This is a genomic window from Pseudomonas sp. MDT2-39-1 (assembly GCF_054898085.1).
In genome coordinates, this window is record NZ_CM142716.1 from 5,613,412 (window position 1) to 5,632,150 (window position 18,739).

General features: G+C 59.5%; 15 protein-coding genes. All 15 read right to left on the reverse strand.

Annotated features, from left to right (window positions below):
- Positions 1-5 precede the first annotated feature (5 nt).
- The gene (locus ACYZTM_RS26090; protein WP_461985400.1) at positions 6-1,313 is read right to left on the reverse strand and encodes a hypothetical protein; all 1,308 of its coding nucleotides are present in this window, start codon (positions 1,311-1,313) and stop codon (positions 6-8) included.
- A gap of 264 nt (positions 1,314-1,577) precedes the next feature.
- Complete coding sequence (gene nuoN / locus ACYZTM_RS26095) at positions 1,578-3,041, reverse strand: NADH-quinone oxidoreductase subunit NuoN (RefSeq protein WP_461985402.1); 1,464 nt, start codon at positions 3,039-3,041, stop codon at positions 1,578-1,580.
- A gap of 7 nt (positions 3,042-3,048) precedes the next feature.
- Entirely contained in the window at positions 3,049-4,581 is a 1,533-nt protein-coding gene (gene nuoM / locus ACYZTM_RS26100) for an NADH-quinone oxidoreductase subunit M (protein ID WP_461985404.1), read from the reverse strand.
- A gap of 39 nt (positions 4,582-4,620) precedes the next feature.
- Complete coding sequence (nuoL, locus tag ACYZTM_RS26105) at positions 4,621-6,474, reverse strand: NADH-quinone oxidoreductase subunit L (RefSeq protein ID WP_461985406.1); 1,854 nt, start codon at positions 6,472-6,474, stop codon at positions 4,621-4,623.
- A complete protein-coding gene (gene nuoK / locus ACYZTM_RS26110; RefSeq protein ID WP_010458852.1) occupies positions 6,471-6,779 on the reverse strand; it encodes an NADH-quinone oxidoreductase subunit NuoK in 309 nt (102 codons plus the stop codon). The genes nuoL and nuoK overlap by 4 nt, the downstream gene beginning before the upstream one ends.
- A gap of 2 nt (positions 6,780-6,781) precedes the next feature.
- The gene (nuoJ, locus tag ACYZTM_RS26115) at positions 6,782-7,285 is read right to left on the reverse strand and encodes an NADH-quinone oxidoreductase subunit J (RefSeq protein ID WP_007905076.1); all 504 of its coding nucleotides are present in this window, start codon (positions 7,283-7,285) and stop codon (positions 6,782-6,784) included.
- 9 nt (positions 7,286-7,294) lie between these two features.
- Positions 7,295-7,840, reverse strand: a complete 546-nt coding sequence (gene nuoI, locus ACYZTM_RS26120; protein WP_218244332.1) for an NADH-quinone oxidoreductase subunit NuoI — start codon at positions 7,838-7,840, stop codon at positions 7,295-7,297.
- 12 nt (positions 7,841-7,852) lie between these two features.
- Entirely contained in the window at positions 7,853-8,860 is a 1,008-nt protein-coding gene (gene nuoH / locus ACYZTM_RS26125) for an NADH-quinone oxidoreductase subunit NuoH (RefSeq protein WP_131062359.1), read from the reverse strand.
- Positions 8,857-11,571: an NADH-quinone oxidoreductase subunit NuoG gene (gene nuoG, locus ACYZTM_RS26130; protein WP_461985409.1), complete on the reverse strand. Its 2,715-nt coding sequence runs from the start codon at positions 11,569-11,571 to the stop codon at positions 8,857-8,859. Before nuoG ends, nuoH begins: the two co-directional genes overlap by 4 nt.
- A gap of 137 nt (positions 11,572-11,708) precedes the next feature.
- A complete protein-coding gene (gene nuoF, locus ACYZTM_RS26135; protein ID WP_461985411.1) occupies positions 11,709-13,064 on the reverse strand; it encodes an NADH-quinone oxidoreductase subunit NuoF in 1,356 nt (451 codons plus the stop codon).
- Positions 13,061-13,558: an NADH-quinone oxidoreductase subunit NuoE gene (nuoE, locus tag ACYZTM_RS26140; protein WP_007946422.1), complete on the reverse strand. Its 498-nt coding sequence runs from the start codon at positions 13,556-13,558 to the stop codon at positions 13,061-13,063. Before nuoE ends, nuoF begins: the two co-directional genes overlap by 4 nt.
- Positions 13,559-13,560: 2 nt before the next feature.
- Positions 13,561-15,345, reverse strand: a complete 1,785-nt coding sequence (gene nuoC / locus ACYZTM_RS26145; RefSeq protein ID WP_008146037.1) for an NADH-quinone oxidoreductase subunit C/D — start codon at positions 15,343-15,345, stop codon at positions 13,561-13,563.
- 72 nt (positions 15,346-15,417) lie between these two features.
- Positions 15,418-16,092 carry a NuoB/complex I 20 kDa subunit family protein gene (locus ACYZTM_RS26150; RefSeq protein ID WP_008146035.1) on the reverse strand — a complete coding sequence of 225 codons (675 nt, stop codon included), beginning with the start codon at positions 16,090-16,092 and terminating at the stop codon, positions 15,418-15,420.
- A gap of 10 nt (positions 16,093-16,102) precedes the next feature.
- Positions 16,103-16,516 (reverse strand): NADH-quinone oxidoreductase subunit A, encoded by a 414-nt coding sequence (locus tag ACYZTM_RS26155; RefSeq protein ID WP_003223812.1) that lies wholly within the window; start codon positions 16,514-16,516, stop codon positions 16,103-16,105.
- 637 nt (positions 16,517-17,153) lie between these two features.
- Entirely contained in the window at positions 17,154-18,479 is a 1,326-nt protein-coding gene (aceA, locus tag ACYZTM_RS26160) for an isocitrate lyase (RefSeq protein ID WP_461954783.1), read from the reverse strand.
- Between the last annotated feature and the right edge of the window lie 260 nt (positions 18,480-18,739).

Sequence of the window (18,739 nt, forward strand, 5' to 3'; positions counted from 1 at the left end):
CTCACCTACAGAATCGCCAAGTTTGATCCTGTATTACCTGCAATAGAGGCCGTCGCGCCACTTATGATCAATACACAAATCGCACCGCCGATTCCTCGTGTTCTCAAAGCAACGCCAGCGCAATACTCCATGGTAATGGGGGCGGTGTAGGTGGTTGCTGCTGCAGTGACTCCAACATTGCCCGCCAGTTTGCTCCCCTCAATGAATTTAACTTTCTGGCACTGTTCGTCTGTTCCTGTTCGGCACACTTCGTTGATTCGCATGCCTGCGGCGCCTGTGGCCAAGCCGATTCCTACATAACCTCCGGCCTGCATAAATTTTGCTGCCCGTGAGACACCTGCGATGTTGGAGGCATACCCGGGTAGTTGTGTCGGCGCTCCTGCCTTGTCCCAGTGGTGAATTGTTCTGCGACTCGACAATCCCAGAGCTCGCTTGAGTTTAGGATGATCCGCAATTCCGGTTCCTCTGCGTATCAGCGATCCAAGACCGCTATCAAGCTTCGCAAAAATACGTTTGCGCCGTGCAAAAAATTCTGGAGAGTGAAGATGCCCGTGCTGGCGGTATTGCTGTTGGTGCAGTTCCTCCATATCTCGCAGGGCTTTTTTCAAACCTTCCAGATGCTGTGCAACCATATAAGAAGCAACGCCCAGTGAGCCTGCCGATACTTCGACAAACGGCTCAATCACCTCATGGTGCTCAACCATGAACGAAGCCTCTTCATCCGTCAGATCCTTAAGCGCTTCATTCACTTTCTCCGCCGCCGCCATCATTTGCGCTTCTTCGCGACGGCACATGTAGTTGCGCGATTCGCTGAAGATAACCATTTGCCCTGGCTTTACCCGTTCACCGAGATGGCGATTGAGCGAGCGGAACTCGCGGCGCAGCACATCGCTGGGTGTGATTTCGTACAGCGAGCGTTCCAGCGCTTCGAGGGTCATGGGTGTCTCGACGATGTGGAAGCCGGACTCTGCCGGTTTGGGCAGGGTGAAGGCGTGTTCTTCCACCAGATGCTCTGCCGGTGCTGGCTCGGGTTTAGGTTTGAAGGCGTTCCAGGAGGCTCCGCCGTTATCCGCAGCGACGCGCGGCTTCACCATTGCCCAGTCACCGTTACTGACGGCATCGATGAGTTTTCGCTGGTTGGCCCCTTGCATGTAGTTGGAGCGATTGAGGCCCACTGCGTTTAGCAGTTCGTCGAAGCCTGGCAGATCGTCCGGGCGGTTCAGTGCCTGTCGGAAGTCTTCCATGGCTTGGGAGGTGTCGAGTACTTGGTCGCGTTGGCCATGGAGTTCACTTTTGGGGATGAGTCTGGTCACGTTCGTGTCCCGATCCGTAAAACGGGGGACTTTGGCGAGCAGCCTCAAGTTTGAATGCCGGGTGATTCTGTTTTAGGCGTAGGGGAAATCCGATTTATCCGCGCGCCACAGGTTAGGCAATAAAGCTGTAGGACGAAGCGGACAATTCGGCGAGAGCTTCGGAGATTGCAGAAGAAGGGCAGGGCAGCAGTAACAAATCCCACAAACGCAAAAACGGCACCCGAAGGTGCCGTTTCTGTTTTCTGCCGAGTATCGCTTAAGCGATCAACCCGCCAACCCCGCCTGCTGAACCAGATTCAGCAACGGCTGCGGATACAGCCCGAGGAAGAACGCCAGTGCGGCGATGGCCAGCAGCATCACGCCGCCTGCACGTTGTTCCCAGTGCAGTTGCGCATCGTGGCGGCGCAGGTTCGGCTCGATCAGGTACAGGGTGACCATCACGCGCAGGTAGTAGAAGACGCCGATGGCGCTGCCCAGCACCAGGGAACCGACCAGCCACCATTGGTGCGACTCGACACCGGTGGCAATGATGTAGAACTTGCCGATGAAGCCTGCGGTGAGCGGGATGCCGGCCAGGGACAGCATCATCACGGTCAGTACGGCGGTCAGGTACGGACGGCGCCAGAACAGGCCGCGGTATTCGTACAAGGCATCCGCATCACGGCCGTTGTACGGCGAGGACATCAGCGTGATTACGCCGAACGCGCCGAGGCTGGTGATGACGTAGGTGACCAGGTACACGCCGATGGCTTCCACGGCCAGACCCTTGCTCGCCACCAGGGCGATCAGCAGGTAACCGAAGTGCGCGATGGACGAGTAACCCAGCAGACGCTTGAGGTTGCTCTGGGTCAGGGCCAGCAGGTTACCGAACAGGATCGACGCGATGGCGATGATGGTCAGTACGTCGCTCAGTACACCGCTGCTCGCCGCTGGCGAGATCTGGAACAGACGCACCATCACTGCAAACACGGCCACTTTCGACGCGGTGGCCAGGAACGCGGCCACCGGTGCCGGAGCACCTTCGTAAACGTCTGGGGTCCAGAGGTGGAACGGTACCAGCGACAGCTTGAACGCCAGACCGATCAGCATCATGCCCAGGCCCAGTTGCGCCAGCGAGCTTGGCAGACCCGTCGCCGCCAGCGCTTGGCCGATACCGACGAAGCTCAGGCTGCCGGAGTCGGCGTAGAGCAGGGCCATACCGAACAACAGGAACGCGGAACCGGCGGCCGACAGCACCATGTACTTGATACCGGCTTCCAGCGAACGCTTGTTGAAGAAGGCGTAAGCCACCAGACCGTAAACCGGTACCGAGAGCAGTTCCAGACCGATGAACAACCCGGCCAGGTGCTGCGCGCTGACCAGCACCAGGCCACCGGCGGCGGCCATCAGGATCAGCAGGTAAAGTTCTTCACGGTTGCCCGGATAACCCGAACCGCCATCGCCGAGGTAGGCGTGGGCGAGGGTCACACAAGCGAGGGTGGCGACCAGGATCAGCGCCATGTACAGGCAAGCGAAGGTGTCGATCTGCAGCAACGGGGTCACGGCCAGAGGCGCGACTTTCAGGGCTGGCAGGATCGACAGCAATGCCAGGTTCAAACCCGCCACGGAAATCAGGAAGGTCTGCGAGTGGTTGCGGCGCCAGGCAATCGCCAGCATCACCACGATGATCGTGGCGCTGGTGATCAACAACGGCGCAAGCGCGATAAAGTGTTGAGTCGTGAATTCCATAGCGCTCTTACCGGGCCGAAGCGAGTTGAGTGAAGGCGGTGCCGAGCCATTGCTGCACGCCATGCATCGTCGCAGCAGAGGTATCGAGGAACGGTTGCGGGTACACGCCGATGTAAATCAGCAATGCCGCCAGACCGACCACCATGATCAGTTCGCGACCGTCCATGCCATGCAACACCGCGTCCGATTTGGACGGGCCGAAGTAGGCACGGTGGATCATGATCAGCGAGTAGACCGACCCGAACACCAGGCCGGACGTCGCGATGATCGTGATCCATGGGGCGGCAGGGAATGTGCCGATCAGGATCAGGAACTCACCGACGAAGTTACCGGTACCCGGCAAGCCCAGGGACGCGGCTGCAAAGAACAGGCTGATGGCCGGCAGGTAAGCGATCTTCGACCACAGGCCACCCATTTCACGCATGTCGCGGGTGTGGGTGCGCTCGTACAGCTGACCGCTGAGGATAAAGAGTGCCGCGGCCGACAGACCGTGCGCCAGCATCTGCATCACCGCACCCTGCAGTGCCAGTTGGCTGCCGGAGTAAATGCCGATCAACACGAAACCCATGTGGGAAACGGAGGAGTAGGCAATCAGACGCTTGATGTCGGTTTGTGCGAAGGCCAGGAACGCACCGTAGAAGATCCCGATCAGACCGAGGGTCATGGCGATCGGCGCAAACTCGGCCGAGGCATTCGGGAACAGCGGCAGGGCGAAACGCAGCAGACCGTAAGCCGCCGTTTTCAACAAGATACCGGCCAGGTCGACCGAACCCGCCGTCGGCGCCTGGGCGTGAGCATCAGGCAACCAGGAGTGGAACGGCACGACTGGCAACTTGACCGCGAAGGCGATGAAGAAGCCGAGCATCAGGATGTACTCGGTGGTCAGCGACATCTTGGTTTTCAACAGATCGGCGTAGTTGAACGTAATCACGCCGGTGTCGTTGAAGTTGACCAGTACCAGACCCAGGATCGCCACCAACATGATCAGGCCGGAAGCCTGAGTGAAGATGAAGAACTTGGTCGCCGCGTAGATCCGGGTTTTCTTGCCGTCCGAAGAACTGTGACCCCAGAGCGCGATGAGGAAGTACATCGGCACCAGCATCATTTCCCAGAAGAAGAAGAACATGAACAGGTCGAGGGCGAGGAACACGCCGACGACACCGCCCAGGATCCACATCAGGTTCAAGTGGAAGAAGCCAACGTGACGCTGGATCTCTTTCCACGAGCAGAGTACCGAGAGGATACCCAGCAGACCGGTCAGCAGGATCATCAACAGCGACAGGCCGTCGAGGGCCAGGTGCACGCTGATGCCGAAGCGCTCGATCCAGAGGTGCTTGAACTCAAGCACCCAGGTCGGATCGGCGCCAGGTGCCGGTGCAAATGAATAATCACCGTGGGCCCACAGCCAGAGGCCGAGAGCGAGTTCCAGGGTCATGGTCAACAGCGCAATCCAGCGGGGGAGGGTAGCGCCGAAGCGCTCACCCATCCAGCACAGCAGGCCGCCGATGAAGGGGATCAGGATTAGCCAAGGCAGAATCATGACGGGCTCAATTCCTTTCGCAAGTTCGCAAGGTTCATATCAGACCGCTACCAGCACGATGGCGCCGATGACCAGCACGGAGCCGGCAGCCATGGATGCCGCGTACCAACGCAGTTGACCGGTTTCGGTACGGCTCAGGGCGGTGTGGCCGCCTTTGGCCATACGCGGGATCAGACCGATAGTCTGGTCGAGCGGGTCTTTGCGCAGTCCGTGGGTGATCGCAAGGTAGGGCTTGACGAACAGTTTGTCGTAGATCCAGTCGAAGCCCCAGGCAGCGAACCACCAGGCCGAAAGGAAGCGGCCGATGCCGCTGTTGGCGATTGCAGTGACGAAACGACGCTTGCCGAGGAACAGCAGCGCGGCCAGCAGGATACCGGCCAGGGCGATGGCGCCCGAAGCGATTTCCAGACTGTGCTTGGCTTCGCCGCCGGCATGGCCAACGCTTTGTGGCAGCACACCGTGCAGTGGCGGAACGATCATCGCGCCGACGAAGGTCGACAGGACGATCAGCACCGACAGTGGCAGCCAGTGAGCGATGCCGTGACCGGCGTGTGCTTCGGTCTTCGCTTCACCGTGGAACGCGATGAAGATCAGGCGGAAGGTGTACAGCGACGTCATGAACGCGCCGACCAGACCTGCGTAAAGCAGACCGTGGTTGCCGCTGGCGAACGCTTCCCAGAGGATTTCGTCCTTGGAGTAGAAGCCTGCGGTCACCAGAGGAAGGGCAGACAACGCCGCGCCGCCGACGATGAAGCTGGCGTAAGCCAATGGCAGTTTCTTCCACAGGCCGCCCATCTTGAAGATGTTCTGCTCGTGGTGGCAGGCAACGATCACCGCACCGGACGCAAGGAACAGCAGCGCCTTGAAGAAGGCGTGGGTCATCAGGTGGAAGATCGCGCCATCCCATGCACCAACACCCAGCGCCAGGAACATGTAGCCGATCTGGCTCATGGTCGAGTAGGCGAGGATACGTTTGATGTCGGTCTGCACCAGTGCGGCAAAACCGGCCAGCACCAGGGTCACACCACCCACAACGCCAACGAGGTGCAGGATGTCCGGCGCCAACGCAAACAGGCCGTGGGTACGGGCGATCAGGTAGACACCGGCGGTCACCATGGTTGCGGCGTGGATCAGTGCCGAAACCGGAGTAGGACCGGCCATCGCATCCGCCAGCCAGGTTTGCAGCGGCAGTTGTGCGGATTTACCGACAGCGCCGCCCAGCAGCATCAGGGTCGCCATGACCATCCAGAAGTCGCCGGCCTGGAATTTCTGCGGTGCCAGCACCAGCAGTTCCTGGATGTTCAGCGTGCCCAGTTGCGCGAACAGGATGAACAGGCCGATGGCCATGAACACGTCGCCGATACGGGTGACGATGAAGGCTTTCAGTGCCGCGTTACCGTTGTTGCGGTTGCTGTAGTAGAAACCGATCAACAGGTATGAGCACAGGCCCACGCCTTCCCAGCCGAAGTACAGGAACAACAGGTTATCGCCCAGCACCAGGAACAGCATGCTGGCGATAAACAGGTTGGTGTAGGCGAAGAAGCGCGAGTAACCGGCTTCACCGCGCATGTACCAGGACGCGAACAGGTGGATCAGGAAGCCGACGCCGACGACTACACCGAGCATGGTCAGGGAAAGACCATCCAGGTACAGCGCGAAGTTCGGCGTAAAGCCTTCCACCGCCATCCACTGCCACAACACCTGGGTGTAGTGACCGCCTTCAGGTGGCGCAACGTTGAATTGCCAGATCACATAAGCCGTGACGATGGCAGACAAGCCAATGGAGCCGACGCCAATCAGCGCCGACAGGTTTTCCGAAAAGCGGCCGCGTGAGAACGACAGCAGCAGGAAACCTATGAGAGGGAATACGAAAGTCAGATAGAGAAAATTCATCCGCGCATCTCGCTGGCAGCGTCGATATCGAGAGTGTGGAAGCGGCGATACAGCTGCAACAGAATCGCCAGGCCAATACTGGCCTCGGCGGCTGCCAGGCTGATCACCAGGATGAACATGATCTGTCCATCCGGCTGACCCCAGCGGCTACCGGCAACGATGAACGCCAGTGCGGAGGCATTCATCATGATCTCCAGGCTCATCAGCACGAAGAGAATGTTGCGGCGGACCATCAGGCCGACCAGACCGAGGCAGAACAGGATGCCGGCAACGGCGAGTCCATGCTCGAGAGGGATAGCAGGCATCGTCATTGCTCCTTGGCTTCGTTGCGGCCCAGGTGGAACGCCGTGACGGCTGCGGCAAGCAGCAGCATCGAGGCGAGTTCGACCACCAGCAGATAAGGACCGAACAGGCTGATGCCCACGGCCTTGGCGTCTACAGTGGTGTGGCCGATGGCCTGACCGCTGGCGTCGCTGAACAGCACGTACAGCAGTTCAACCAGCAGCAGGGTGCCGAGGGCGACCGGGCCGAGCCAGATGCCGGGCTTGAGCCAGACGCGCTCTTGCTGAACCGAGGCCGGGCCCAGGTTCAGCATCATCACCACGAACACGAACAGCACCATGATGGCGCCAGCGTAGGCGATCACTTCCAGAACACCGGCAAACGGTGCGCCGAGGGCGAAGAACGTCATCGCCACGGCAATCAGCGAAATGATCAGGTAGAGCAGGGCGTGCACAGGGTTGGTGTTGGTGATCACGCGAAGCGTGGACACAACAGCGATACCCGATGCGAAATAGAAAGCGAATTCCATCTTTCTTCCTTAAGGCAGCAAGCTCTTCACGTTGATCGGCTGGGCTTCATTCTGCGCGGAGCCTTTCGGCTTCCCGGCAATCGCCATACCTGCAACGCGATAGAAGTTGTAATCAGGGTTTTTGCCGGGGCCGGAGATCAGCAGATCTTCTTTCTCGTACACCAGGTCCTGACGTTTGAACTCGGCCATCTCGAAATCCGGTGTCAGCTGGATCGCGGTGGTCGGGCAGGCTTCCTCGCAGAGGCCGCAGAAAATGCAGCGCGAGAAGTTGATACGGAAAAACTCCGGGTACCAGCGACCGTCTTCGGTTTCGGCTTTCTGCAGCGAGATGCAGCCGACCGGGCACGCCACGGCGCACAGGTTGCAGGCTACACAACGCTCTTCGCCATCAGGGTCGCGGGTCAGGACGATACGCCCACGAAAGCGCGGCGGCAGGTACACGGCTTCTTCCGGGTACTGCAGCGTGTCGCGCTTGCGGAAGGCATGGCCGAAGATCATCACCAGGCTGCGAAGCTGGGTGAAGAAGCCATGCACGATGTCAAAAATGTACTTCATGATTCTCTATCCTCACTGAGCCGCGACGGCGGGCGTGTTGAGCAACACGATCGCAGCGGTCACCAGCATGTTGACGAGGGTCAGCGGCAGGCAGAACTTCCAGCTGAAATCCATCACTTGGTCATACCGTGGGCGCGGGATCGAGGCGCGCAGCAGGATGAAGAACATGATGAAGAACGCGGTTTTCAGCGCGAACCAGATGAACGGGATCTGCGGCAGAATACCGAACGGACCGTGCCAGCCACCGAAGAACAAGGTCACCAGCAGCGCCGAAATCAACACGATGCCGATGTACTCGCCGACGAAGAACATGCCCCATTTCATGCCGGCGTATTCAATGTGGTAACCGTCGGCCAGTTCCTGTTCCGCTTCCGGCTGGTCGAACGGGTGACGGTGAGTCACGGCGACGCCGGCAATGAAGAAGGTCAGGAAACCGAAAATCTGCGGAATCACGAACCACAGGTTCTGCGCTTGATACTCAACGATGTCGCGCATGTTGAACGAGCCGACCTGGATCACGATGCCCATCAGCGACAGGCCCATGAACACTTCGTACGACACGGTTTGCGCCGAGGCCCGCAAGCTGCCCAACAGGGCGAACTTGTTGTTACTCGACCAGCCGGCGAACAACACCGCATAAACCGACAGACCGGCCATGGCGAAGAAGAACAGGATACCGATGTTGATATCCGCCACACCCCAGGTCGGGGTGATCGGGATGATCGCAAAGGCAATCAGCAACGAGCTCATGGCCACGACCGGCGCCAACGTGAAGATCACTTTGTCGGCGAACGGCGGCGTCCAGTCTTCCTTGAAGAACATCTTGATCATGTCGGCCGCAATCTGGAACGCGCCGAACGGGCCGACGCGGTTAGGACCGTAACGGTCCTGCCAGAGGGCGAGCAGACGACGCTCGACCCAGCTCAGCAGCGCGCCGCACACCACCACGGCGAGCAGAATCACGATGGCCTTGAGGACCGCGATGATCACGTCAATCACTTCAGGCGTGAACCAGGTCATTGAGCTGCCTCCTGCAGACCGTCAACGGATTTGCCGAAAATCGCTGGCGGAATGCCGGCGATACCGGCCGGCAAGGCGACCAGGCCGGCACCCAGCTCTTCGTTGATGCGCAGCGGCAGACGCAAGGTCTGGCCGGCCACGTTCAAGCTGAGCATGGCGCCGTCATTGACACCCAGGCGGTCGGCTTCGGATTTGGCCAAAGCGACGTAAGCGGCCGGGATGCGTTCCTGAACCGGTGCGGCTTTGGAAGAGTTCTCTTCGCTGCCGAACAGGTGGAAGAACGGCACAACCTGCCAGGTGCCTTGAGCCGGGTTGAACGCGCGCGGAACACTGGCGAACCAGTTCAGCGAGTCACCAGTGCTTTCGATCAGGCGGGTGCCCGGGTCGCCAGCGCGGATGTGACCACCGACTTCGTCCTGGAACTTGTTCCAGGCTTGCGGCGAGTTCCAACCCGGAGACCAGGCGAATGGCACTTGCTGACGCGGTTCGACCGAGCCCGAGTAACCTTCCATGGAGAACGAGAACGCGGTGTCGTTATCCTGGGAAGTACGCGGTTCGTGCACGCTGATGTCGGCGCGCATGGCGGTGCGACCGGAGTAACGCAGCGGTTCGCGCGCCAGTTTCAGGCCTTTGATGCGGAACGCGGCGGACGGTGCAGCGTCGACGATGCGCGCCAGTTGTGGCGTGCTGGCGGCGCAGGCGGCGGTGACGTGGTCCAGTTGGGTCCAGTCGATCGGCTGGTTCAACAGGGTTGCGCGCAGGGCATGCAGCCAGCGCCAACCTTCGTGAACCAGGATGCTCGCGTCAAGGTAAGTCGGGTCGAACACCTGGAAGAAGCGCTGGGCGCGACCTTCCTGGCTGACCAACGTACCGTCGCCTTCAGCGAAGCTGGCGGCTGGCAGAACCAGGTGCGCGCGATCGCTGGTGGCGGTTTTCTGATGGTCCGCCACGATCACCACTTTCGCGGCGCTCAGGGCAGCATCGACAAGTGCTTTGTCGGTACGGGAGTACAGATCGTTTTCCAGCACGACGATCGCGTCGGCACGGCCAGAGATCACCGCTTGCAGCGCTTCGTCGACCGAGTTGCCACCGAGCATGGCCAGGCCGAGGCTGTTGGCCTCTGGCACGATCAGGCTGATGGAACCGTTCTTCTCGCGTAGCTTCAGGGCCTTGGCGATGTTGGCGGCGGCTTCGATCAGGGCTTTGGAGCCCAGGGAAGTACCGGCAATGATCAGCGGACGCTTGGCTGCGAGCAGGGCGTCGGCAATACGCTTGGCGAGATCCAGTGCTTCGGTATCCAGGCCTTCAACCGCTGGAGCGCTGGCGTCGAGGGCGTGAGCCACGGCGAAACCGATGCGCGCCAGATCGTCTGGAGCGGCGTGAACGCATTCTTCAGCGATGTCGTCGAGCTTGGTTTCAGCCAGGCTGGCGATGAACAGCGGGTTCAGCGCGTTTTGACCGATGTTCTTCACGGCAGCGTCGAGCCAAGGCTGAACGCGCATGGCATCGGCCATGTCTTCGGCTTTGCCTTTGACCGATTGACGCAGGGACAGCGCCACACGGGCAGCGGTCTGGGTCAGGTCTTCGCCAAGAACGAAGATCGCATCGTGATCTTCGATGTCGCGCATGTTCGGGATCGGCAGCGGGCTGTCTTTCAACACCTGCATCACCAGACGAACGCGTTCCAGCTCAGCAGCTTCGATACCGGAGTAGAAGTGCTCGGCGCCGACCAGTTCGCGCAACGCGTAGTTGCTTTCGAGGCTGGCACGGGGCGAACCGATACCGACGATGTTGCGACCACGCAGCAGGTCAGCGGCTTTATCCAGCGCTTCGTCGAGCGTCAGCTTGGCGCCGTTGGCCAGCTTTGGCTGACGCGGGCGATCTTCGCGGTTGACGTAGCCGTAGCCGAAACGGCCACGGTCGCACAGGAAGTACTGGTTTACCGAGCCGTTGAAGCGGTTTTCAATACGACGCAGTTCACCGTAGCGCTCGCCCGGGGAGATGTTGCAACCGCTGGAGCAGCCATGGCAGATGCTCGGCGAGAACTGCATGTCCCACTTGCGGTTGTAGCGCTCGGAGTGAGTCTTGTCGGTGAACACACCGGTCGGGCAGACCTCGGTGAGGTTGCCTGAGAACTCGCTTTCCAGGGTGCCGTCTTCAACGCGACCGAAGTACACGTTGTCGTGGGCGCCGAATACGCCGAGGTCGGTGCCGCCGGCGTAGTCCTTATAGAAGCGCACGCAGCGGTAGCAAGCGATGCAGCGGTTCATTTCGTGGGAAATGAACGGGCCCAGTTGCTGGTTCTGGTGAGTGCGTTTGGTGAAGCGATAACGGCGCTCGTTGTGGCCGGTCATCACGGTCATGTCTTGCAGGTGGCAGTGACCGCCTTCTTCACAGACCGGGCAGTCGTGAGGGTGGTTGGTCATCAGCCATTCAACGACGCTGGCGCGAAACACTTTCGCTTCTTCGTCGTCGATGGAGATCCAGCTGCCGTCGGTAGCTGGCGTCATGCACGACATGACGATCCGACCACGCTTGTCGTTCTCGTCGGTGTACTGCTTGACCGCGCACTGGCGGCAAGCGCCAATGCTGCCTAGGGCTGGGTGCCAGCAGAAATAGGGGATATCGAGGCCTAGCGACAGACATGCCTGTAACAGGTTGTCTGCCCCATCGACTTCGAGCTCTTTGCCGTCTACGTGGATAGTGGCCATGGTTCAAAGTTCTTCGTTGGCCCGGTGTCAGCGGGCGTGGCTAATGGAATCTTGTTATCCGCGCGAATCAAAACAGCCGTTAAAGGCGTCATCGCGCGAAAAGCGAACGGCACGGACCGTTCGCTTTTTTTTAAGCGTTAAGCGCCGACTACGATCGGCCTTGCCAGAGGCGGGACGACGGCGCTGGTAGGCGCGATGCCGGCTTCGAACTCTGGACGGAAGTATTTGATTGCGCTGCCCAACGGCTCCACGGCGCCCGGTGCGTGAGCACAGAAGGTCTTGCCCGGGCCGAGGAAACCGACCAGACCCAGCAGGGTCTCGATATCGCCGGCTTGCCCTTCACCGTTCTCGATCGCACGTAGCAGCTTGACGCTCCACGGCAAACCGTCACGGCACGGGGTGCAGAAACCGCACGACTCACGGGAGAAGAACTCTTCCATGTTGCGCAGCAGGGAAACCATGTTGACGCTGTCGTCCACCGCCATGGCCAGGCCGGTACCCATACGGGTGCCCACCTTGGCGATGCCGCCGGCATACATTTGTGCGTCGAGGTGTTCCGGCAACAGGAAGCCGGTACCGGCGCCGCCTGGCTGCCAGCACTTGAGTTTGTAACCGTCGCGCATGCCGCCGGCGTAGTCTTCAAACAACTCGCGACCGGTGACGCCGAACGGCAATTCCCACAGGCCCGGGTTCTTGACCTTGCCGGAGAAGCCCATGAGCTTGGTGCCCATGTCTTCACTGCCTTCGCGCGCCAACGATTTGTACCAGTCCACGCCGTCGGCAATGATCGCCGGCACGTTGCACAGGGTTTCAACGTTGTTCACGCAGGTCGGCTTGCCCCACACGCCAACGGCGGCAGGGAAGGGCGGCTTGGAGCGCGGGTTGGCGCGGCGGCCTTCGAGGGAGTTGATCAGTGCGGTTTCTTCACCGCAGATGTAACGCCCGGCGCCGGTGTGGACGAACAGCTCGAAATCGAAGCCGCTACCCAGGATGTTTTTACCCAGCAGACCGGCTGCCTTGGCTTCTTCCACGGCACGGTTCAGGTGCTTGGCGGCGGTGGTGTATTCGCCACGCAGGAAGATGTAGCCACGGTAGGTTTTCAGCGCGCGAGCACTGATCAGCATGCCTTCAATCAGCAGATGAGGCAGTTGCTCCATCAGCATGCGGTCTTTCCAGGTGTTCGGTTCCATCTCGTCCGCGTTGCACAGCAAGTAGCGGATGTTGATGGATTCGTCTTTCGGCATCAGGCCCCACTTAACGCCCGTGGGGAAGCCTGCACCGCCGCGACCTTTAAGGCCGGCGTCTTTCACGGTCTGGACGATGTCGTCCTGGGCCATGTCGGCGAAGGCTTTGCGCGCAGCCGCGTAGCCGTTCTTGGCTTGGTACTCGTCGAGCCACACGGCTTCGCCGTCGTCACGCAAACGCCAGGTCAGCGGGTGAGTCTCGGCCGACCGCTTGATGCGGTTGGCAGGACCGAAGGAAGTCAGGGTCATACGTAGCCCTCGAGCAATTTGGCAACGCCGGCAGGCTGCACATCACCGAAAGTGTCATCGTCGATCATCAACGCCGGCGCCTTGTCGCAGTTGCCGAGGCAGCAGACCGGCAGCAGGGTGAAACGACCGTCTGCGGTGGTCTGACCCAGGCCGATGCCCAGATTGCTCTGGATTTCGCTGACAACCGATTCGTGGCCGCCGATGTAGCAAACCATGCTGTCGCAGACACGGATGATGTGACGGCCAACCGGCTGACGGAAGATCTGGCTATAGAAAGTAGCCACCCCTTCAACGTCGCTGGCCGGAATGCCGAGGATCTCGCCAATGGCGTAGAGCGCGCCATCAGGCACCCAACCACGTTCCTTCTGGACGATTTTCAGGGCTTCGATCGACGCCGCGCGCGGGTCTTCGTAGTGATGCAGCTCGTGCTCGATGGCCGAGCGCTCGGTTTCACTCAAGGTGAAACGGTCTGTCTGGATAAGCGTGCTGTTCATGCTTAGCGGTCCACGTCGGCCATAACGAAATCGATACTACCCAGGTACGCAATCAAGTCCGCGACCATGCTGCCTTTGATCACCGAAGGGATCTGCTGCAGGTGCGGGAAGCTTGGGGTGCGAATCCGGGTGCGGTAGCTCATGGTGCCGCCATCGCTCGTCAGGTAATAACTGTTGATGCCCTTGGTCGCTTCGATCATCTGGAAGGATTCGTTGGCCGGCATGACCGGGCCCCACGAAACTTGCAGGAAGTGCGTGATCAGGGTCTCGATGTGCTGCAGCGTGCGCTCTTTCGGCGGCGGCGTGGTCAGCGGGTGATCCGCCTTGTACGGGCCTTCCGGCATGTTGCGCATGCACTGCTCGATGATCTTCAAGCTCTGGCGCATTTCTTCGACACGTACGATGCAACGGTCATAGGCATCGCCATTGGCCGCCAGCGGGACTTCGAATTCGAAGTTCTCGTAGCCGGAGTACGGGCGAGCTTTACGCAGGTCGAAGTCGCAACCGGTCGAACGCAGGCCAGAACCGGTGACGCCCCATTCCAGGGCCTCTTTGGTGTTGTAGGCCGCGACGCCGATGGTCCGGCCACGCAGGATGCTGTTGTCCAATGCGGCTTTCTGGTATTCGTCCAGACGCTTTGGCATCCACTCGATGAAGTCTTTAACCAGTTTTTCCCAGCCACGTGGCAGGTCGTGGGCGACGCCACCGATGCGGTACCAGGCCGGGTGCAGACGGAAACCGGTAATGGCTTCGATCACCGTGTACGCCTTTTGACGGTCGGTGAACGTGAAGAACACCGGGGTCATGGCGCCGACGTCCTGGATGTAAGTCCCCAGGAACAGCAGGTGGCTGGTGATCCGGAAAAACTCGGCCATCATGATGCGGATGACGTCGACCTTCTCAGGTACTTTGATGCCGGCCAGCTTCTCGACCGAGAGCACGTACGGCAGGTTGTTCATCACGCCGCCGAGGTAGTCGATACGGTCGGTGTACGGAATGAAACTGTGCCAGGACTGACGCTCGGCCATCTTCTCGGCACCACGGTGGTGGTAACCGACGTCCGGCACACAGTCGACGATCTCTTCACCATCCAGCTGCAGAATGATGCGGAACGCACCGTGCGCGGAAGGGTGGTTAGGGCCGAGGTTGAGGAACATGTAGTCCTCGTTCGCACCGGACCGCTTCATGCCCCAGTCTTCAGGCTTGAAGCGCGCGGCTTCTTCCTCAAGCTGTTGCTTTGCCAGCGTCAGGCTGAACGGGTCGAACTCGGTGGCACGGGCCGGGAAGTCCTTGCGCAGCGGGTGACCTTCCCAGGTCGGCGGCATCATGATGCGGGTCAGGTGCGGGTGACCGGCAAAGTTGATGCCGTACATGTCCCACACTTCACGCTCGTACCAGTTGGCGTTCGGCCAGATACCGGTCACGGTCGGCACGCTCAGGTCGCTCTCGGACAAGGCGACCTTGATCATTACGTCACTATTACGTTCGATCGACATCAAGTGATAGAACACTGTGAAGTCGGCGCCGCTTGGCAGCCCTTGACGCTTGGTGCGCAGACGCTCGTCCACGCCGTGCAGGTCATAGAGCATGACGTACGGCTTGGGCAGGTTGCGCAGGAAGGTCAGGACTTCGACGAGTTTGGCACGGGCAACCCAAAGCACCGGCATGCCGGTGCGGGTAGGCTGGGCGGTGAACGCCTCGGGGCCAAAACGGTTATTCAGTTCGACGACCACATCCTGGTCGTCTGCCTTATAAGGCGGGATGTACAGAGCACTGCCTGTAGTCATGGTTATTTATCGCTTTCGGTCAACGTAAAGAATGAAGCCAGTGTCTCGTTCTATAAAAGAAGCAGATCTGGATCAGACTTCGTCGGGGCTGCGCAGGTTGGTGACTGCGATTCGCTGTTCGCGGCGCTGTTCCTTTTGCGAAGGCATCTCGGCGCGGTACACGCCTTGATCGCCGACGACCCAGGAAAGCGGACGACGCTCCTGTCCAATCGACTCTTGCAAGAGCATCAAGCCTTGCAGAAAAGCTTCAGGGCGGGGCGGGCAGCCAGGCACGTAGACGTCCACGGGCAGGAACTTGTCCACCCCTTGAACGACGGAGTAGATGTCGTACATGCCACCGGAGTTGGCGCACGAACCCATGGAGATAACCCATTTAGGTTCGAGCATTTGCTCGTAGAGACGCTGAATGATCGGCGCCATCTTGATGAAGCAGGTACCGGCGATAACCATGAAATCAGCCTGACGCGGCGATGCCCGGATAACCTCGGCGCCAAAGCGCGCGATGTCGTGGGGCGCCGTGAAGGCGGTGGTCATTTCCACGTAGCAGCACGAAAGGCCGAAGTTATACGGCCACAGGGAGTTCTTGCGCCCCCAGTTGATCGTGCCGTTAAGCACGTCTTCGAGCTTGCCCATGAAAATGTTTTTGTGAACTTGATCTTCTAACGGATCGGAAACGGTTTCCCGTTCGCCAATCGGATACTGCTCGTTAGGAGCATCGGGGTCGATCCTGGTGAGATTGTATTGCATTGCCAAAGCCTCATTGTTTCAGCTTCGCCTGCCGCTTGCGACGAGCTTCCGGAGCCCAGTCAAGGGCGCCCACTCGGAACAGGTAGACAAGACCTGCCAACAGAATTGCTATGAAAACGAGAGCTTCGACGAATCCGGTCCAGCCGCTTTCGCGGACGGACACAGACCAGGCAAAGAGAAAGAGGGCTTCGATATCGAAGATCACGAAGAGCATCGCGACCAGATAGAATTTGGCTGAGAGCCGCAAGCGGGCGCCACCTGTAGGTAGCATGCCGGACTCGAACGGTTCGTTTTTGCTGCGGCCCCAGGCTTTTGACCCGAGGAGGCTGGAGACGCCGAGCATGAAGGCGCAAAGGCCGACGACGCCCAAAAGGAAAATAGCAAAGCCCCAGTTGTGGGCCATGAGTCCTGTCGCTTCGGGCATGCTGGTAATCCTTAACAGAGAGCAAAGGTCTCTGAGCTTGATAAGAAACAAAGCAGTGACGATATGTCGCAGCAATCAATCCCGCTGATTTTATGGCACAACACCGTGCAAGTAAAATTCCTATAGCGAAATTATTTATAGGAATAAGGACATAGCGCACCTCCAAAGCCGCGCAGCCCATGCATTGCGGGCATTAGCCGGGATTTCATCAATATTGTTTTGTAGGGAATGTAACGAACATAGTTGCGGCTAAATGATAATCAATATTGTTTGCGATGGTTTTTAAACTGTTTAACGGGCGGGTGAGCGGGAAGTTGTCTTATATAGCTGTTATTGCAAGTAGCGGCGACGCACGTTTTACCGCTTTTTTCTGATCGTGATGCCGCTCTGGATCAATGTTTTTTGAGCGCGCAGCCCACCCCGTAGGAGCGAGGTTTGCCCGCGAAGAACGATGACGCGGTATCCCTGTGGCACCGCGGCGCATTCTTCGCGGGCAAGCCTCGCTCCTACGGGGTGGTGGTGTTCACTAAATCGTGGGCAAAAAAACGCCCCGAACCAGTCGGGGCGTCAGATGTGCGGCGTTGCGGTTAGCTTTCTAAATTCGGTCCGCAACGGCCGTTAGCTCAGGCGAAGCAGATCAGTGGAACTGTTCTTCTTCAGTCGAACCGGTCAGCGCGGTCACCGAAGACGAGCCACCTTGAATCACGGTGGTCATGTCGTCGAAGTAGCCGGTGCCCACTTCCTGCTGGTGAGCCACGAAGGTGTAACCCTTGGAGGCGTCAGCGAATTCCTGCTCTTGCAGCTTCACGTAGGCAGTCATGTCGTTGCGGGCGTAGTCGTGCGCCAGGTTGAACATGCTGTGCCACATGTTGTGAATGCCGGCCAGGGTGATGAACTGGTGCTTGTAACCCATGGCGGACAGTTCGCGCTGGAACTTGGCGATGGTCGCGTCGTCCAGGTTTTTCTTCCAGTTGAAGGAAGGCGAGCAGTTGTACGACAGCAGTTGGTCCGGGTATTCCTTTTTGATCGCTTCAGCGAAGCGACGAGCCTCGTCCAGATCCGGCTTGGCGGTTTCGCACCAGATCAGGTCGGCGTACGGCGCGTAGGCCAGGCCGCGGGAGATGGCCTGGTCGAGACCAGCGCGCACTTTGTAGAAGCCTTCCTGGGTACGTTCGCCAGTCACGAACTCTTTGTCGTACGGGTCGCAATCGGAAGTCAGCAGGTCGGCTGCGTTAGCATCGGTACGCGCCAGAATGATGGTCGGAGTACCGGCAACGTCAGCTGCCAGACGAGCAGCGGTCAGCTTCTGTACAGCTTCCTGGGTAGGAACCAGTACCTTGCCGCCCATGTGGCCGCATTTTTTCACGGAAGCCAGTTGGTCTTCGAAGTGAACGCCGGCGGCGCCCGCTTCGATCATGCTCTTCATCAGCTCGTAAGCGTTCAGAACGCCGCCGAAACCGGCTTCAGCGTCAGCCACGATCGGCGCGAAGTAGTCGATGTAACCTTCGTCGCCCGGGCCTTTGCCGGCTTTCCACTGGATCTGGTCAGCACGACGGAACGAGTTGTTGATGCGCTTGACCACGGTTGGAACCGAGTCCACCGGGTACAGCGATTGGTCCGGGTACATCGATTCGGCGGAGTTGTTGTCCGCAGCAACCTGCCAGCCCGACAGGTAGATCGCCTGGATGCCGGCTTTGACTTGTTGTACAGCCTGGCCACCGGTCAGGGCGCCCATGCAGTTGACGAAATCTTTATCAGGGCGGAAGGATGGCTTGGCGCCCTGGGTGACCAGGTTCCACAGCTTCTCGGCGCCCAGTTTTGCAAAGGTGTGCTCAGGTTGAACCGAACCGCGCAGGCGGACGACGTCAGCAGCGGAGTAAGCGCGTGTCACGCCTTTCCAGCGTGGGTTCTCAGCCCAATCTTTTTCGAGGGCTGCAATTTGCTGTTCGCGTGTCAGTGCCATGGAGATAAACCTCGTCGCGTCTTTAATCGAAAGTGGTTCTGGGTGGACAATTCCTGCGTGCCAGTTACGCGTAAAAGGGCATAAAAGGCTGCTCGCTGACCAGAAGCTTAGGTGGTCAAGTCGGATTTGGCGGGGATGGCGACGGGATGAACGATGGGCTCGAGGGGAAGTGAGCAGGTAAGGGCGAACTGGCGAGCGGATTCGGGCGTCGTGGGCCTTTATACGAACTTCAGTGTGGAGCCGGGTTACCTAATTACGCT

Excerpts from the sequence above, each read along its gene's own strand:
- nuoN (WP_461985402.1), bottom strand. The coding sequence starts at position 3,041 with ATGGAATTCACGACTCAACACTTTATCGCGCTTGCGCCGTTGTTGATC.
- nuoM (WP_461985404.1), bottom strand. The coding sequence starts at position 4,581 with ATGATTCTGCCTTGGCTAATCCTGATCCCCTTCATCGGCGGCCTGCTG.
- nuoL (WP_461985406.1), bottom strand. The coding sequence starts at position 6,474 with ATGAATTTTCTCTATCTGACTTTCGTATTCCCTCTCATAGGTTTCCTG.
- nuoK (WP_010458852.1), bottom strand. The coding sequence starts at position 6,779 with ATGCCTGCTATCCCTCTCGAGCATGGACTCGCCGTTGCCGGCATCCTG.
- nuoJ (WP_007905076.1), bottom strand. The coding sequence starts at position 7,285 with ATGGAATTCGCTTTCTATTTCGCATCGGGTATCGCTGTTGTGTCCACG.
- nuoI (WP_218244332.1), bottom strand. The coding sequence starts at position 7,840 with ATGAAGTACATTTTTGACATCGTGCATGGCTTCTTCACCCAGCTTCGC.
- nuoH (WP_131062359.1), bottom strand. The coding sequence starts at position 8,860 with ATGACCTGGTTCACGCCTGAAGTGATTGACGTGATCATCGCGGTCCTC.
- nuoG (WP_461985409.1), bottom strand. The coding sequence starts at position 11,571 with ATGGCCACTATCCACGTAGACGGCAAAGAGCTCGAAGTCGATGGGGCA.
- nuoF (WP_461985411.1), bottom strand. The coding sequence starts at position 13,064 with ATGACCCTGACTTCCTTCGGTCCTGCCAACCGCATCAAGCGGTCGGCC.
- nuoE (WP_007946422.1), bottom strand. The coding sequence starts at position 13,558 with ATGAACAGCACGCTTATCCAGACAGACCGTTTCACCTTGAGTGAAACC.
- nuoC (WP_008146037.1), bottom strand. The coding sequence starts at position 15,345 with ATGACTACAGGCAGTGCTCTGTACATCCCGCCTTATAAGGCAGACGAC.
- ACYZTM_RS26150 (WP_008146035.1), bottom strand. The coding sequence starts at position 16,092 with ATGCAATACAATCTCACCAGGATCGACCCCGATGCTCCTAACGAGCAG.
- ACYZTM_RS26155 (WP_003223812.1), bottom strand. The coding sequence starts at position 16,516 with ATGCCCGAAGCGACAGGACTCATGGCCCACAACTGGGGCTTTGCTATT.
- aceA (WP_461954783.1), bottom strand. The coding sequence starts at position 18,479 with ATGGCACTGACACGCGAACAGCAAATTGCAGCCCTCGAAAAAGATTGG.